This is a genomic window from Streptomyces sp. NPDC007264 (assembly GCF_042869095.1).
Lineage (GTDB): Bacteria > Actinomycetota > Actinomycetes > Streptomycetales > Streptomycetaceae > Streptomyces.
In genome coordinates, this window is the sequence record NZ_JBIAFD010000001.1 from 1 (window position 1) to 14573 (window position 14573).

A 14573-nucleotide genomic window follows, 5' to 3' on the forward strand; every position below is an offset into this window, starting at 1 on the left:
ATCGCCTCGCGCCATGACTGACGGCCTATCAAGAACGAGCCCCCGCGCGCAGGCGATCTACCGAACTCCTGATCCGAACTCCAGACAGGACCTAGTGGTCACGACTCCTCGCCCTCCGCCCCCGGCAGCGAGCCCGCGAGCTCCAGCGCCACCAGGGCCACGGCGGCGGCAGCGTCCGGGTACGGCCGTACGGCAGCCGCCACCCGCGCCAGCACCTCCGAGACGGGTACGCCCTCGGTCGTCTCCACACGGACCGTTGTGGGGGCGTCCAGGCCCCGCAGACGGGCGTGCCGCTCCCCGATCCGGCCGCGCGCCTCGGTGAGCTTCACGAGGGTGTTCGACACGGCGATGATGTCTGGCCCGTCCCCGCCCTCGTCCTGCGCCCGGAGCGACTTGAGCAGCTTGGCCTTGATGGTCGAGAGCGTCGTCAGGTCCTCGTCCAGCCGCTCCAGCTCCAGGTGCAGCGCCACCGGAGCGGAGTCCAGCGCCACCTGTGCGTAAGCCGTCTGGATGGTCTCCCACACGGTGGACTTGCTGACCCCGAGCCGCTGCGCGATCCGGGCGTACGAGAGACCGGAGGCCCGGAGCTGGACGGCTTCCCCGCGCATCTTCGCGGCCTCCTCGGTGCTCAGGAAGCGGCCGTTCGCACCGCGTACCGGCTGACGCTTCACGGGGTCCTCCTCGGGGTGTGGGACGGGTCCGGGGACCGTTCGGACGGCGGCCGCCGGTCAGCCTCGCCGGACGGGCCGGTGACCTGCGGTGACGTGCCGTTCGCCGGTGGGGGCGTTCGGACGGCCAGGCGTTCGGACGGTGGCCGGTCCGTGCGGACGGTCCCGGCCGGGGTGCCGGCGGCCGTCGAGGGGGCGGTGCCGGGGACTGTCTCCCCGGGGAGACACCCGGCGGTCAGGGCGAGGTCGTCGGCGTCGGGCGGGTCTCGGTGCAGGGGGGACCAGGTGACGGGGAGGTGTGGGTGCGTCATCGGTGGCCGTCCTGCGGGGGGATGCCGTAGCAGCACGGTCGGCATAGGCGGGTCAGGACGACGTGCCCGTCCTCGGTGGGGAGGGTGAGCAGGGTCTTCGTGGGCGGGCGGGTGCCGCACTGGAGACAGGTGGCGACGTCCACCAGCTCCCAGAAGTGCGGGACGACGCAGGGCTCACACCAGGACCCCGTGTCGGGGTGCAGGGCGGTGATGTATGGGGCGGGGACGTGCGTGCATTGGGCGGGGACGTCGAGGGCCTGGCGGGCGATCTCGGCGGCCATGCGGGACAGGTGGGGTTGGCCGAAGTAGAGCGTGAGCTTCGGATCAGGCACGGCGGCCTCCACGGAAGCGGCGGGCCTCGGCGAGGACGTCGGTGGCGCGCATCCCGGGGCGGAGCCAGGTCTCACAGTGCTCCGCGAACCGCTCGGAGTCGGCGGTGAGGTGCGGGTCCGTCAGCCGTGACCAGTCGTGCCCGGCCGCGACGACGTCCGCGAGGTGGCCCAGCTCGTGCCGCAGGACGCGGGTCCGGGTCTCCGGGTCGGTGCGCGGGTCGACGTCCACGCAGCACCAGGTCTCCCGGCCGTTCGTGCGGACGCGGGTGAGGCCGGCGTTCGGCCCGGGCAGTGGGGTGAGGTGGACGGTGACGGCGTCCAGCGGGGAGGCGGCGGTGAGGTCCGCGACGAGGGAACTCCAGCTCTGCCACTGGGGGAAGCCGCCGTGCACGTCGATCCAGCGCCACCGGCCCGAGGCGGTGAAGCTGAGGGCGCCGTGCGTCTTCGGCGGTGGGGCGTCCTCGCCAGGCAGATCGGTCGGCGGCCTGCGGTACGAGGCGATGTTCAGCCCCCCGGGCGGGATGCGGTAGGCGGCGCCGGCACTCGGCTTCGGCGGTGTAGCGGCCGGTGTCGGCGTGGGTGCGGCAGGGCGAGCAGGACCAGGTGCCGCGGCTGCACGGGAGGCGGCGAGGGCGGCGCGCCCGGCGGCGAGGTTGAGCGGCCGGGGAGAGGGCGGAGTCCAGTCCGGGTCTACGAGGGCGAGCGCTTCGGCGTGGGCCCGGTTGTCCGGGTTGCGGCGTGCGAAGGCGCGGGCGCGCTCGATGAACTCGGCGCGCGAGCGGTCAAGGTCCATGGGTGGGGTCCTTCCGGTGGGTGGGGATGCGGGTCGGGACGGCTCTGTGCGGGCCGCAGGGGGCCGATCTCGTGGCGCGGCGGGTGACGGGGCCGTCACGGGCCGTGCACGGGACGGAGACGGGCGCGCAGGGGCCGGTGCGGGCGGTCGGGGTCATGAGGCCCGCCGCGCGTCTCGCAGGACGGCCAGGGCCTCGGCTTTCCTTGTGGCCGGGTCGGAGGCCGGCGGTTCCGGCGCGGCGGTGAGGCAGGCGACGCAGACCGTGCGGCCGTGCACGAGGCTGCGCAGGCTGCCGCATCTCGTGCACGGTGTACGGGGCTTGGGCGCCGTCGGTGAGTCGGGCGGGGTGAGGTCGCGTACGCGGGCGACCAGGACGGCGGCGAAGTCCCGTACACCGACCGGGCGGGAGGTCAGCTTGCGGCGTAGCCGGTCGTCGAGGGCCCACCCGGTGGCGTCGCAGCGCTCCAGCAGCTCGGGCGCCAGGCGGTGAGCGCTGATCGGGCCGAGCGCCCACGGTGTTGGGAGACTCTGGAGGAAGGCGGCGGCGGCCTCGTGGCGGGACGGGTCGGGCAGGCCGGGGTCAGGGGACGGGGCAGGCATGGGACAGCCCTCACGTGTCGTGACGTCGCCGCGGCCTAGCACCAGTCCGGCGGACGTTTCCTCTGACCTCGGCCCTGAACCAGCAGGTACACAGACGTCCGGGCGGTTGGCTTGCGGGTGTCGCCGGTCCCGGCCGGGACGCCGGACGGCGGGCTCCAGCCGGGCAACGAGTGGCCGGTAGCCGCCCGCCTTGACGTTGCTGTGACGCATTGTCACCTCCTCTGCTGGGCGCGCTGGTGGCGCTTCGTGCACTGGTGGAGCGGGATGACGGCGGCGAGCTGGTCGTGCTCGACGTCGGCGGCGGGGACGAGGCTGCCGAGGGCGAGGGGTTTCCAGGCGAGGCCGGCGCGCTGGGCGGCGTCGCGGAAGCCGAGTTCGTAGCTCAGGTATCCGAAGCACTCAGGGCACAGGAAGCGGCCGTTGTTCCAGGGCAGGGGCCGGTCGGTGGGAGTGGTGCAGCGGGCGCAGGTGGTCATGATCGGGTCCTTCGGTGCGTGGGGCGCTGGTGGGTTGGTCAGAACGGCGCGGGTCCCTGGACGTCGGCGGGTTGCTGCATGTAGTCCGCCATCCACGGGTTGGCCGCCAGCAGCTCCGCGCGAAGGCGGGCGTCCTCGGCCTGCTGTGCGGCTGTCTGCTCGGGGTCGACGTCCTCGACGGCCGGGGCCGCCTCGGCGCGGGCGGCGGCGCGGAGGGCCCGGCGGCGCTGCGCTTCCTGCTCCAGGTCCTCCGCCTCGCGGCGCGCGGCCTCCTCCTGCTCCTGGCGGTCGGTCTCCTCGGCGGCCGGGTCGGCGGTGAGGTGCTGGCGGGCGCGGTCCAACTCGGCGCGGCACGGCGTGCACAGGAGGTCGACCGGGAGGGGGCCCGGGAACGGTTTCTCGCACACGTCGCAGGTGGGCGCGGCTTGCTTGCCCTTGGGGCGGTCCGGTGTCTTGCCGGCGAGGTGGTCGGCCCGCCGCCTGGCCTTCCGCTCCACGCAGGCGCGGCAGTCTTCGCCGGTGTCGATCAGCTCGCCGTCCTCACACCCGGGGTCGGGGCAATACCGGGTCGGGCGGATCAGCTCCAGTGCCGCGCCGACCGCCGACCGCAGCTCGCCGTCGTGGATCGCGGGCTCGTACCCGTAGGCGACCCACCGGCGGGCGATCCGCTCCCGGAGCTGGTCCACCGTGCGCGACTCCAGGGCCTCCAGCACGGCCGCGCGGTTCCGGCCGGGGACGTGCCCGTACGGCAGCTCACGGACCAGCAGCGGCGGCAGCAGGGCCTCTACGGCGCGCACCGCCGCCGCCTGCTCCCGGCTCAGCTTCCCGGCCCCGCCGTCACGCTGGACCGGCACGCCGGACGCCTTGCCCTTCCCCGTCGACGAGGCCGCTTTGCCCGTCGCGGCGCAGCCGCTTGAAGCCTCGCGCGCGCTACTACCTGAGGTTGAAGTGCTGCGCACGCCACGGGCGCTACGCGCCGAAGGCGCAACGTCTGTCTCGAAAGAAGGCTCTTGACCACCGTCTTTAGATAGGGCGTCACCCATGACGCCACGGGACACGTCACCGGTGACGCCACCGGTAGCGTCATCCATGACGCCACCCCCCTGGTTTGCCGAGTCCTGAGGAGTGGCGTCACTGGTGACGCCACCCTCCGTCTTCGGCTTCTTCCGGCGGGCGCGCTCCTTGCGTCGCTGCTCCTCACGCTTGGCCTGCTGGACGCGCACCTTCTCGTCGTAGGCGGCCTGCCATCCGGCCAGGTCGAAGGTTGGCGCGTGCTCCTGCATCCAGGCGGCGACGTCGAAGCCTGGGATGGTGCGGCCGTACCGGGCGACAAGCTGAGGCGGGGTGTCTCCTGGCGGCGGGACGCCGTGGATCAGCCACGCGTCAAAGATCATGTACAGGTTGGCGTCGTTCTCGTCCTCCTTGCCCTCCACCTTCCGGCGGACGATCCGGATGAGGCCGATCTCCTTCTCCAGGTACGCCGCGGCCCGGTCGATGGTCTGTTTCGAGCAGTCGAGGCAGTCAGCGAGGACAGAGCGGTACGGGTAGCCCTGGCCGGTGTCACGTGAGCTGACGTCCGCGAAGGACACGAGCAGGTCGTACAACGGCTTGGCCTTGCCCTTGTTCAGCTCGGCGTCCGGGTCCCTGGCCACGCAGACGGCGAACATGCCGAACCGGAGCCCGGTGGAGCCGGGGCGGCTCACGCTCGGGCGGTGCGTGTTCGAGGGGCGTCGGGTCATCGGGCGCCACCTCCGCACGGGAGGTGCGTGCGGGAACGGCCACGGCGGCCGGGACGAACCCCGGCCGCCGAAGCGCTGGTGTTGTGCGTCGTCACCGGGCGTCTCCGGACGTCTCGGCGGCGAGCTGGTCGCGGAGCGCACGGAGCTGCGCGGCGAAACGGGGCAGGTCGGCGAGGAGCTCGTCAACGCCCGCGGCGTCGAGTTGGCAGTCACCGCCTGGCCAGCCGCTGGTGTCCTGTGCCCACATGGCGAGGACGGGGCGGGGTGTCTCGCGGGAGATCTCGGCGGCCAGGTACCAGCCGTTCGGGAAGGTGAGGCGCGCGGTGTCGACGGCGGGGTCGTGCTGCCCGGCGGCGTGAACGATCTTGCTGCTGTGTGCCAGCATGAGCGTGGCGTTCCTTTCTCGAACGCCGGGCCCCGGATCTGCTTGGCGGTAGGTGCCGGGGCTCGGCGTGGATGGTGCGTCGAAGGCCCGGCTGCTGGTGTTGGTGTCACCGACAGCCGGGCCGGTCTATGCCGCCGGTGCGGCCGTGGGGAGCTGCCTCCCGCAGCCGAGGCGGTCGCGGAGGGCAGCGAGCCCCTTCGGCGTGACGCGGACCTGGGAGGTCAGGACCGGTTCGCCGGTGTGGGGGTGGGAGTAGCTGAGGGTCCGGCGTACGAGACGGCCGGCGTCTACCTCGCGCTGGTACGGCTCGCCGGACGCGTCGATCCATCCGAGTTCGCGGAGCGTGGCGAACAGTCGGTTCTGGCCGGTGCGGATGCACGCGTCTCGGCTGAGGAGCTGCGCGGCCTCGCGGACGCTGTAGTCGCCGACGGCCTCGGCGGCGAGGGTGTCCCACGCGGCGGCGGAGGGCTCCAGCTCGGCCGCGCGCTGCTCGGCGGCCTCCTGAGCTTCGAGCGCGACGACCAGGTCACGGGCGAGTTCCAGCTTGGTCGGCTCCGGCCGTGCCACCTCGTACCGGCCGGTGCGCCGGATGGCAGGCAGCACCTCGTGCGTCACCCAGCGCTTGAAGGCTCGCGCCTCGGGCCGGTGGCTACGGAACACGAGGGAGTACAAGCCGGGCTCGTTGATGATCTGGGCCGGGCGCTCCCTGCCGTCCTGGCCACGCACGAAGTGCGTACCAAGATCATCGGCGTCGGGGATGCGGAGGGCATCCGCGACTCGGCTGTACCCGAGGACGGCGCAGACGTCGGCGGCGACCCACCAGGGCTCACCGTCGCGGAGGACGGTGCGGACGCTGTGGCCGGTGTCGGGGAAGGTGTGAACCGCGGGCTGCGGTTCGGGGATACTCAGCATGGACGTTCTCCTCTGTGCACGGCCTCCGGGTGCCTCCGGGGGCCGTCGCGTTTCTCAGGGGCCGGTGGCCCCGGCTCACGTGGGCGTGAGGGCGGTCCGTCGGAGTGGGATCACCCCGGCCGAGGCAGGGGTGCAACCGCATGGGGCATGCGGTTCGTAGCCCGTGACCTGCGGCGATGCGGTGTGATGGCACGCGGTTGGCACAGCCGGGGTCTGCGCCGGAACGCCCTCGGCGATGGCCTCGGCGCCGTACAGGTAGGCGACCAGGTCCCGGGTCGGAATTTTGATCTTCCGGCCGAGGCGGAGGACGCGGGTCATCGTCCATTCGCCGCGCCGGATCATCGCGTACACGGTGTCCGAGTCGACGCCGACGATCGCCGCGGTGGTCGGCACGTCCGTGGTCGGGCCGAGGGCTTCGATCGCCTCGCGGGTCCAGGCGCAGCCGGTCACGGGGCGGCCTCCAGGAATCCGTACTGGGCGAGGAACTGGCGGGTGCGCACGCGCACCGCCCGGCCCGTCCGCACGACCGGCCACTCACCGCGAGCGGCGGCGGCGTATCCGGTGCGGCGGGCGACGCCCGCGATCCGGGCGGCGGCGGCCACCGAGATCGTGGGGAACTTCTCGGGGTCCGGGATCGATGCGCTCCCGGAGCATGACCCATCGGTCAAGCGATCAGAATGATTCTTCACGCGATCATCATGACGAGCATCAGACACGTGCGTCAAGCGCATCAAGCGCGTCTTGTGCACGCATCATTTTGATGCGATGCTGCGGGGCGTGGCAGAGAAGCAGAAGACACCCCTGGGACCGACCGGCGAGACGGTGCGGCAGAACATCGAGCGCATCCGCACAGCGAAGCGGCTGACGTACGTGGAGCTGTCCGAACGACTCACTGAACTCGGCCGTCGCATCCCGGTGCTCGGGCTGCGCCGCATAGAGCGAGGTGAGCGGCGCGTCGACGCCGACGACCTGATGGCCCTGGCGGTCGCTCTGGGGGTAAACGTCTCTGCCCTACTGCTGCCGAACACCGCCGAGGGCACGGTCGAGCTCACGGGCGTCGGAACGGTTGACGCCAAGAGGGCATGGCAGTGGGCGGACGGCATGCGGCCGTTGCGCATCCCAGAGGGGGACGACGGCACGGCGCGCGTGGACTTCCAGCGCCAGGCGCGCCCGGCCGGCCTCCGCCGCTACGGCATGACTGGACCCGGCCGCCAGGCGCTCATGGAGGAGTACGACGGGGCCCCGATTCGTCGGCGCCGCGACGGCACGTTCTTCCGCGAGTGGCCGGACGGGCGGGTCGAGGAGCTCGACATCAAGCCATTCGATGACGACTTGGGGGAGTGAATGAAGCCGTACAAGGCGTGTAGTTGTCGAGACCCGAAGACGAAACGGCTGCTGGGCAGGAAGTGCCCGGAGCTGTCGAAGAAGGGTCACGGCGGCTGGTACGCGCGGTACGAGGCTCCGAAGAGCGCGGACGGGAAGCGCCGGCAGCCGCGCGTCGGCCCGTTCCCGACGGAGCGCGAGTGCAAGGCCGAGCTGGCGAAGGTGCTCGGTACGGCCACCACACCGAAGGCGCACGAGGAGCGGAACACCACGCTCGGGGCGTACCTCGAGCGCCGCTACGCCTGGCGGAAGGCGGAGGCCGAGACCGGTGAGGGTCTGGCGAAGGGAACGCTGGAGGCCGAGCGCGAGGCGATCGACCTGTACCTGAAGCCCGGCCTCGGGCACATCAAGGTCGTCGACCTCACCGACGAGCACGCACGCGAGCTGTACGCCGCCATGCGGAAGATCAACAAGCCGGACGAGAAGGACGACAGGTCCGAGACCCTGCGGCGGCTCGTCGAGGCGCGGGCGACGCGGGACGGCCGGCGGATCCACTCCCGCCCGATCTCCGAATCCCGCATCAAGCGCGTGCACGCCGTGTTCCACGGCGCCCTGACGGACGCCGTGAAGGTGTCCAAGATCCGGCCGGACAACCCCATCTCGGACCTCTGGCGGTCGAAGGGCGGCAAGCGCAGCAAGGGCCGGGCGAAGCCGCTGCTGTGGACGGCCGAGCGGGTCGAGCAGTGGCAGCGCACGGGCGTCGTCCCGGCGAAGGTGATGGTGTGGACGGCCACGCAGACCGGGAACTTCCTGGACTTCGCCGAGGCGTCCGAGGAACGGCTGTACCCGGCCTTCCACTTGACGGCGTACTACGGGCCGCGCCGAAGCGAGCTGGTCGGCGCCGAGGACCAGCACCTCAGCCTCGAACGCGGCTGGCTGCACATCCTCCAGGCGCAGGCTGACGACGAGCTCGACGACACCAAGACCGAGGCTGGTTGGCGACAGGTCCCACTCGACGAGGAGACCGTCCGGGTCCACAAGGCGTGGCGGAAGCGGAAGCTCGAAGAACGGTTGCAGTGGGGCGAGGCATACCAGGACTCGGGGCGCGTGTACGTCTACGAGGACGGGACGGAACTCAAGCCGGAGTACCTGTCGAGCCGCCACCGGATCCTGATCGAGCGGCACGCCAACATCCGGGAGAAGGCCGGCGAGGGCTGGCCGGTCGAGCGGATCGCACGGAAGTTCCGGACGACGGAGGCCGCGGTGCGCGTGGCTCTGTTGATGCCGCTGCCGCCCATCCGCTTCCACGACCTTCGGCACGGCGCGGCGACGATGCTCCTGGCGGCCGGGGTCGACGACAAGTTCGTGAGCGAGGTGCTGGGGCACGCCTCGGTGGCGTTCACGAAGGACGTCTATGCGGTCGTCGCCGAGGAGATGGCGGCGGACGCCACGCGCCGGATCGCGGCGTTCATCCCGCGCGCGAACCGGGCCTCGGGACCGGCCCCAGAAGTGCCCGCTGCACCACTCTCAGCCGTTGGTGCCATCACCGTGCCATCAGGGGGTTGAAAATGGCCCTGAACGCGACTCAGGGAGCCCAGCCGAAAATGGCCGAACTCCCTGGTCAGAGGGCGGAGGCGGAGGGATTTGAACCCTCGATGGGCTTTAAGGCCCAAACCGCATTAGCAGTGCGGCGCCATAGACCGGACTAGGCGACGCCTCCAGCACAGCCGCCCGCGCGAGCGCGAGTGGTGCGTGCAGATGATGACACAGCCGAGCGGGGTGCCACCAATCGCCCCCTACGGTACTAGGCAGAAAGCCCGCAGGGCAAAGCACTGGGCCGCAATCCGCGGGGCGGCGCCCCCCGCGACGGCCGGCTCCGAGAGCATCCGCAACCGTCACGCCCCGGCGCCGTTAGTCACGGCATGGTCCAGTTCACCTCGCGCGGCGCGCTGCTCGGTGTCGTCGCTCTTCTCTCCGCGGTCGCGACCCCGGCGTCGGCCTCCGCACACGGACGTCCGCCCGTTCCCCTCGGTGACCGGATCGTCGTCACCGTCAGCCATGCGGGGCGCGCCGACGGGACGTACGTGCTGCGGTGTCATCCGGGCGGCGGCAGTCACCCGGACCCCGCCGATGCGTGCACCGCGCTCGACCGGCGGACCGTCTGGGGCCGGGACCCCTTCGCCCCGGTGCCACCCCGCAGCCTGTGCACGATGCAGTACGGCGGCCCGGCCACGGCGCGGGTGACCGGGACGTGGGCCGGGCGCCCGGTGGACGCGCGGTACGACCGCAGCAACGGCTGCCAGATCGCCCGCTGGGACGACCTCGTGCCCGTGCTCCCGGACGTTCGTTCGTAGGCTCACGCGCCGCCGGACCGGGGCCGTCCCCGCCGGTGACATCCGGGTCCCGCGGGCGACCTGCACGGTCACAGGTTCTGCGTCACTTCCGCGTGCGACCTCCCTCTCATCCGGCGTCGCGGGCCGGACCGCTGCCCGTAGACTCCCTCGCGTGACACGCCGCGGGCGGATTGGCAAGATGGCCTCCGCGGTGGGCAAGGTGCGGTAACAGGGAGGAAGCGTCTCGTGAGCAGCAGGCCATCCCGAGGCGCTGCTCGCCTCGCTGCCATACTGGACGCGCTACCCGACGCGCTGGTCCTGGTCAACGCCAACGGCACCGTCGTCAACGCCAACACCATCGCCCTGGAGACGTTCGAGACCCCCGGCACCGCCCTGGTGGGGCGCGGGCTGCTCGACCTGCTGCCGCAGTTCGACTCGCGGTTGATCCCCGGATCCATGCGGCGCCCCGACTCGACGGACCCCCGCGGGCGGACCAAGCCGACGCGGATGATCGCCCGCCGCACGGACGGCAGCGAGCTCCCCGTCGAGGTCACCAGCGCCAACCTGGAGGACGGCCGGCAGGCGTACGACGGGTACGGCTACACCGGCGACGAACTGCTCATGCTGGTCGTCCGCGATCTGACCGGCACCGTCGACACGGAGGCGGAACTCGCCCGGTCGCAGCGGCAGACCGAGATGATCCTCCGGGCCGCGTCCGAGGGCGTGGTCGGCACGGACACCGACGGCCGGATCGTGCTCGTCAACCCGGCCGCCGCCCAGATACTCGGATACCGGGCCAGCGACCTGGGTGGCAAGGAGCTGCACACCCTGGTGCTGCACTCCCGCGAGGACGGTGCTCCCTTCCCCTACACGGAGTCGCCGCTCCACGACACCCTGCGCTCCGGGCGCAAGCACCGGGTGCGGGGCCAGGTGCTGTGGTCCAAGAGCGGGGACAAGGTGCCGGTCGACCTGACGACGGCGCCGGTGCGCGACGGCGACCAGCTCGTCGGCGCGGTGCTGACGTTCACCGACCGGCGGCCCTACGACACGGTCGTCGCCGAGAAGGACGAGGCCGACCAGCAGCACAGGCGGGAGCTGGAGCGGGTCGTCAAGGAGCACGAGGAGGAACTGGAGGGGCTGCGCGAGGAGCACGCCGCCGCACTCGACGGGCTGCGGGAGCGGCACGCGGAGGAGATCGCGGCGGGCGACGAGCGGTACGCCGCGCTCGGCGAGCGCGAGAAGGACCGCTACGAGGCGCTCGCCGCCCGGCACGACCAACTGCTGACCCTGCTGGGCCAGTCGCTGCGCGGCCCCATCGACGAGCTGCGCGGTGAGCTGTCCAAGCTCGCCGCGGACGACGCCGGCCAGCTGTGGCCCGAGGCCAACCAGGTGCTGCACCACCTCGCGGCCGGCTACTCGCGCATCACCACCCTCGTGGACAACGTCCTCGGCTACCAGCGTCTGGATGCCGGCGAGGACCGGCTCGTGCGGACGCCGGTCATGCTCGACGCGGTCGTCGCCGCCGGTGTCGAGGGCGCCGTCGAGCTGATCGGGCCCGGTCGTGTGCAGTTCGCCGTCCACGCCCCGCCCATCGAGGCCGAGGTCGACCCGCAGCGGCTCGCCCAGGCGCTCGCGCATCTCGTCGCGGACGTCGCGGGCGTGGACGCCACGGGCAACGCCCCCGTCTCGGCGGGCGGTTACATGGACAACACGGTCGTCGTGGCCGCCGCGCAGCGCGGCGAGGTGGTACGGATCGAGGTGCGCGGCCCGTACACCGGCGGAGACCCGGTGCACCAGCCGATCGTGCGCGGCATCGTGCGCGCGCACGGCGGTGTGCTGCAGACGCACGAGGTGCCCGGCATGAGCGGCAGCGCCTACGTGCTGGAGGTGCCGCTCGGCGGCGGCGCCGGGGCGGTGGCGGCGCCGGCCCAGATCCCCGCGGAGGAGTCCGGGGTGGCGGCCGTGCCGCTCGAGCCGGCCGAGCAGCAGAGCGGTGGCCGGCGGCGGGCCCGCCGGTCGTCCGTGGACGCGTTCCTGGACAGCGAGGTCGACGCGGGCCCGGCCGCCTCCTCCGACACGGCCGCGGCGACGCCCACCGGGCGGCGCAGGCGGCGTGCTGCGGAGGCCGCGGCCGGGGTGGCCGAGGCGGCGCAGGCGCCCGCGGCCGAGGGCGCCGAGGAGACCGGGGCCGGCGGTACGGGACGGCGGCGTGGACGGCCGAGCCCCGTCGAAGGCGTGTCCGAGGGCGCGGTGGTGACCGCCGCCGAGCACGCCGCGGGCGCGGCGGCCACCGGGCTGGGACAGACCGTGCCGCCGCAGGGGGTGCCCGGGCCCACCGGCCGGCGCGCCCGCCGTGTCCCCGATGGACAGGCGCTGCCGCCCGCGTTGCCCGCGGCCCCCGGCACTCCGTCCCCGGAGAGCACGGGTGGTGCGGGGGCCGCCGCGGCCCCGACCGGCCGTCGTCGGCGGGCCCTGGCCGCCGCGAACGACCGTGCCGACGCCGCGGATCCCGGGGCCCGTGCGGTGTTCGCGCTGCCGCCGGCCGAGGCGGACCGCGTACCGCAGCCGCTCGCGCCGGAGCCCGTCCCCGCTCCCGCGCCCGGTCAGGCCGATGAGGGCCGTCATGACGCGGTGGCGCACGACCCGGCCGAGGACCACACGCCGCCGCAGCCGCACCCGGTGCAGCCGGCCGCGGGCCGCCGCCACGCGCACCCGGCCGCCGCCCCCGCGCAACCGCCGGCCGGGACGGCGCCGGCCCAGGGGGTGGCCCCCCAGCCGGCGTCTCCCCAGGGTGTGCCCGCGCAGGAGGGCCCGCACGGTCCGCAGCCCGTTCCGGCGCAGGGCGTGCCCGCGGCCGGAGCCCGGGCGGTCCCTGCGCAGGGCCTTCCGGTTCAGGCGGCACCGGCCGGACAGACGGCACCGGGGCAGCCGGTGCCGGCCCGGGCGACCGCTGCCCAGGCGCATCCTGGCCAGGCGGCTCCTGGCCAGGCCGTTCCCGTGCAGCCCGCCGCACCCGTCGCCCCTGTGCAGCCCGGTTCCGCGCAGCCCGCGCCGGGGGCACCGGCACCGGGGCAGCCGGTCCCCGCCGCCGCGCCCGCTCAGCCCCTGCCCGGACAGCCCCTGCCCGCTCAACCTCTGCCCGGACAGCCCTCCCAGGTGCCGCAGCCCGCGGTGTCGGCGCAGCCGGGTCAGCAGACGGTCCCTCCGCAGGCCACCGCCCCCGCGGGCGGGGTCCCCGGAACGGTCACTCCCGCCTCTGGCACTCCGCTGCCCCCGCAGACCGCCCATCCGCAGACCTGGCCCGGTGCGGCCGACACCTCCGGCGCCGGCGTGCCCGTGCCGCAGCCCACCCCCTCGGCAGGCACCCCGCTGCCTCCGGAGCGCGCCGCTCAGCCAGGAAACGCCCAGCAAGGAACCGCCCAGTCACGGGCGGCCCAGCCGCTGCCCGCCGAGGCGGCCGCGCCGGTCGACCCCAACTCGACGCAGGGACGCGCGATCAGTGTGCGGACGCTCGGGCAGGGCGTGCCCTTCGCCCGTCAGGCGGCGGCCCAGCCACAGGCCCAGCCCCGCCCGCAGTCCGCGACGCCTCCACCGCACCAGCCGGGCGGGGCGGGCCGCCGCCGCAAGCTCGGTACGCGCCCCGAGCCGGCCGGCGAGCGCCAGGAGACGGCGGCGCGCCCCCATCCGCAGCCCACACCCACGTCGGCTCCGCTCCCTGCGCAGCCCTCCCTGGCCGGGCAGTCCCCCCTGAACGTGGTCTCCGAGGGCGCCGGACGCTCGTACGCCATCGGGGCCCCGGACGAGAACGCCGCCGAGGGGCCCGAGCCCCTGGACGGCCCCGGCGGTGCCGTGGAGGTCGCCGACCAGCCCCACACTCGGCCGATGGACGACGAGTTGCCTCCGGAGCCGCTCGACAACCCACGTCGGCTGCTCGTGTGGCCCGCGCCGGACGTGACGACCCAGCAGGCGCTGAGTGACCGCGGCTACCGGCCCGTCACCGTCAATTCCCGCGAGGAGGTCGACGCGCAGATCGCCGCCTTCCCGGCCGCGCTCTTCGTCGATCCCCTCACCGGCCCGATCACGCGGACCGCGCTTCAGTCGCTGCGCCAGGCCGCGGTGGCCGCCGAAGTTCCCGTGCTGGTCACGGCGGGCCTCGGGCAGGCGTCGCGCGAGGCGGCGTACGGCGCCGACCCCGCCGTGCTCCTGAAGGCGCTCGCCCCCCGCGACTCCGAGCAGCACCCGCCGCGTGTGCTGCTCATCGAGGAGCACGCGGAGATCGCGCTCGCGCTCACGGCGACGCTGGAGCGGCGGGGCATGCAGGTCGCGCGGGCCGCGTCGGACGCGGACGCGGTCACACTGGCCGCGCAGATGCGGCCGAACCTGGTGGTGATGGACCTGATGCAGGTACACCGTCGCCAGGCCGGAGTCGTCGACTGGCTGCGCGCGAACAGTCTGCTCAACCGCACCCCGCTCGTCATCTACACCGCCGCCGTCGACCAGGCGGATCTGCCCCGGCTGGTGTCGGGGGAGACGGTCCTGTTCCTCGCGGAGCGCTCGACCAGTCCCGAGGTGCAGGAGCGGATCGTGGATCTGCTGGCACGGATCGGGACGAACTGAGGCAGATCAGGGCAAAACGCCCCGCGCGGTCGCGTACCGCGGCCCAGACCTGAAGAGTTGGGGCGGTGTTTCACGTGAAACACC

The 14573-nt window shown here is 73.5% G+C and carries 14 protein-coding genes and 1 tRNA gene; 4 read left to right on the plus strand and 11 right to left on the minus strand.

The window, feature by feature from the left end; all coding sequences use genetic code 11:
* Nucleotides 1-98: 98 nt before the first annotated feature.
* The 10 genes from ACFYMU_RS00005 to ACFYMU_RS00050 form a co-directional block, all read right to left on the minus strand.
* Nucleotides 99-671 (minus strand): helix-turn-helix domain-containing protein, encoded by a 573-nt coding sequence (locus ACFYMU_RS00005; protein WP_388365973.1) that lies wholly within the window; start codon nucleotides 669-671, stop codon nucleotides 99-101.
* A 304-nt stretch (nucleotides 672-975) separates the two neighbouring features.
* Nucleotides 976-1311, minus strand: a complete 336-nt coding sequence (locus ACFYMU_RS00010; RefSeq protein ID WP_388365976.1) for a hypothetical protein — start codon at nucleotides 1309-1311, stop codon at nucleotides 976-978.
* A complete protein-coding gene (locus ACFYMU_RS00015) occupies nucleotides 1304-2104 on the minus strand; it encodes a hypothetical protein (RefSeq protein ID WP_388365979.1) in 801 nt (266 codons plus the stop codon). Before ACFYMU_RS00015 ends, ACFYMU_RS00010 begins: the two co-directional genes overlap by 8 nt.
* A 153-nt stretch (nucleotides 2105-2257) precedes the next feature.
* Entirely contained in the window at nucleotides 2258-2704 is a 447-nt protein-coding gene (locus tag ACFYMU_RS00020) for a hypothetical protein (RefSeq protein WP_388365981.1), read from the minus strand.
* A gap of 212 nt (nucleotides 2705-2916) precedes the next feature.
* A complete protein-coding gene (locus ACFYMU_RS00025; protein WP_388365984.1) occupies nucleotides 2917-3180 on the minus strand; it encodes a hypothetical protein in 264 nt (87 codons plus the stop codon).
* A 38-nt stretch (nucleotides 3181-3218) separates the two neighbouring features.
* On the minus strand, nucleotides 3219-4919 hold the full coding sequence (locus ACFYMU_RS00030; protein WP_388365987.1) for a hypothetical protein: 1701 nt from the start codon (nucleotides 4917-4919) through the stop codon (nucleotides 3219-3221).
* A 91-nt stretch (nucleotides 4920-5010) separates the two neighbouring features.
* The gene (locus tag ACFYMU_RS00035) at nucleotides 5011-5304 is read right to left on the minus strand and encodes a DUF6907 domain-containing protein (protein WP_388365989.1); all 294 of its coding nucleotides are present in this window, start codon (nucleotides 5302-5304) and stop codon (nucleotides 5011-5013) included.
* A 126-nt stretch (nucleotides 5305-5430) separates the two neighbouring features.
* Entirely contained in the window at nucleotides 5431-6216 is a 786-nt protein-coding gene (locus ACFYMU_RS00040) for a phage antirepressor (protein WP_388365992.1), read from the minus strand.
* 75 nt (nucleotides 6217-6291) lie between these two features.
* Nucleotides 6292-6666 carry a helix-turn-helix domain-containing protein gene (locus ACFYMU_RS00045; RefSeq protein WP_388365995.1) on the minus strand — a complete coding sequence of 125 codons (375 nt, stop codon included), beginning with the start codon at nucleotides 6664-6666 and terminating at the stop codon, nucleotides 6292-6294.
* Nucleotides 6663-6884, minus strand: coding sequence for a hypothetical protein (locus ACFYMU_RS00050; protein ID WP_388365998.1), 222 nt, complete (start codon nucleotides 6882-6884; stop codon nucleotides 6663-6665). Before ACFYMU_RS00050 ends, ACFYMU_RS00045 begins: the two co-directional genes overlap by 4 nt.
* Nucleotides 6885-6993: 109 nt before the next feature.
* Between ACFYMU_RS00050 and ACFYMU_RS00055 the strand changes: the two genes are divergently transcribed.
* Together ACFYMU_RS00055 and ACFYMU_RS00060 are read left to right on the plus strand one after the other, a co-directional pair.
* On the plus strand, nucleotides 6994-7560 hold the full coding sequence (locus ACFYMU_RS00055; protein ID WP_388366001.1) for a helix-turn-helix domain-containing protein: 567 nt from the start codon (nucleotides 6994-6996) through the stop codon (nucleotides 7558-7560).
* On the plus strand, nucleotides 7561-9105 hold the full coding sequence (locus tag ACFYMU_RS00060) for a tyrosine-type recombinase/integrase (protein WP_388366003.1): 1545 nt from the start codon (nucleotides 7561-7563) through the stop codon (nucleotides 9103-9105). It abuts the gene before it with no gap.
* A 63-nt stretch (nucleotides 9106-9168) separates the two neighbouring features.
* Here the strand turns inward: ACFYMU_RS00060 and ACFYMU_RS00065 are convergent.
* A tRNA-Ser gene (locus ACFYMU_RS00065) sits at nucleotides 9169-9259 on the minus strand.
* Between the two features lie 202 nt (nucleotides 9260-9461).
* Here ACFYMU_RS00065 and ACFYMU_RS00070 point away from each other — a divergent pair.
* Together ACFYMU_RS00070 and ACFYMU_RS00075 are read left to right on the plus strand one after the other, a co-directional pair.
* The gene (locus ACFYMU_RS00070; RefSeq protein ID WP_388366006.1) at nucleotides 9462-9893 is read left to right on the plus strand and encodes an SSI family serine proteinase inhibitor; all 432 of its coding nucleotides are present in this window, start codon (nucleotides 9462-9464) and stop codon (nucleotides 9891-9893) included.
* A gap of 225 nt (nucleotides 9894-10118) precedes the next feature.
* Nucleotides 10119-14489: a PAS domain-containing protein gene (locus tag ACFYMU_RS00075; RefSeq protein WP_388366009.1), complete on the plus strand. Its 4371-nt coding sequence runs from the start codon at nucleotides 10119-10121 to the stop codon at nucleotides 14487-14489.
* Nucleotides 14490-14573: the final 84 nt, after the last annotated feature.

Coding starts and splice junctions, on each gene's coding strand:
- ACFYMU_RS00015 (WP_388365979.1), bottom strand. CDS start 2,104: ATGGACCTTGACCGCTCGCGCGCCGAGTTCATCGAGCGCGCCCGCGCC.
- ACFYMU_RS00020 (WP_388365981.1), bottom strand. CDS start 2,704: ATGCCTGCCCCGTCCCCTGACCCCGGCCTGCCCGACCCGTCCCGCCAC.
- ACFYMU_RS00025 (WP_388365984.1), bottom strand. CDS start 3,180: ATGACCACCTGCGCCCGCTGCACCACTCCCACCGACCGGCCCCTGCCC.
- ACFYMU_RS00030 (WP_388365987.1), bottom strand. CDS start 4,919: ATGACCCGACGCCCCTCGAACACGCACCGCCCGAGCGTGAGCCGCCCC.
- ACFYMU_RS00035 (WP_388365989.1), bottom strand. CDS start 5,304: ATGCTGGCACACAGCAGCAAGATCGTTCACGCCGCCGGGCAGCACGAC.
- ACFYMU_RS00040 (WP_388365992.1), bottom strand. CDS start 6,216: ATGCTGAGTATCCCCGAACCGCAGCCCGCGGTTCACACCTTCCCCGAC.
- ACFYMU_RS00060 (WP_388366003.1), top strand. CDS start 7,561: ATGAAGCCGTACAAGGCGTGTAGTTGTCGAGACCCGAAGACGAAACGG.
- ACFYMU_RS00070 (WP_388366006.1), top strand. CDS start 9,462: ATGGTCCAGTTCACCTCGCGCGGCGCGCTGCTCGGTGTCGTCGCTCTT.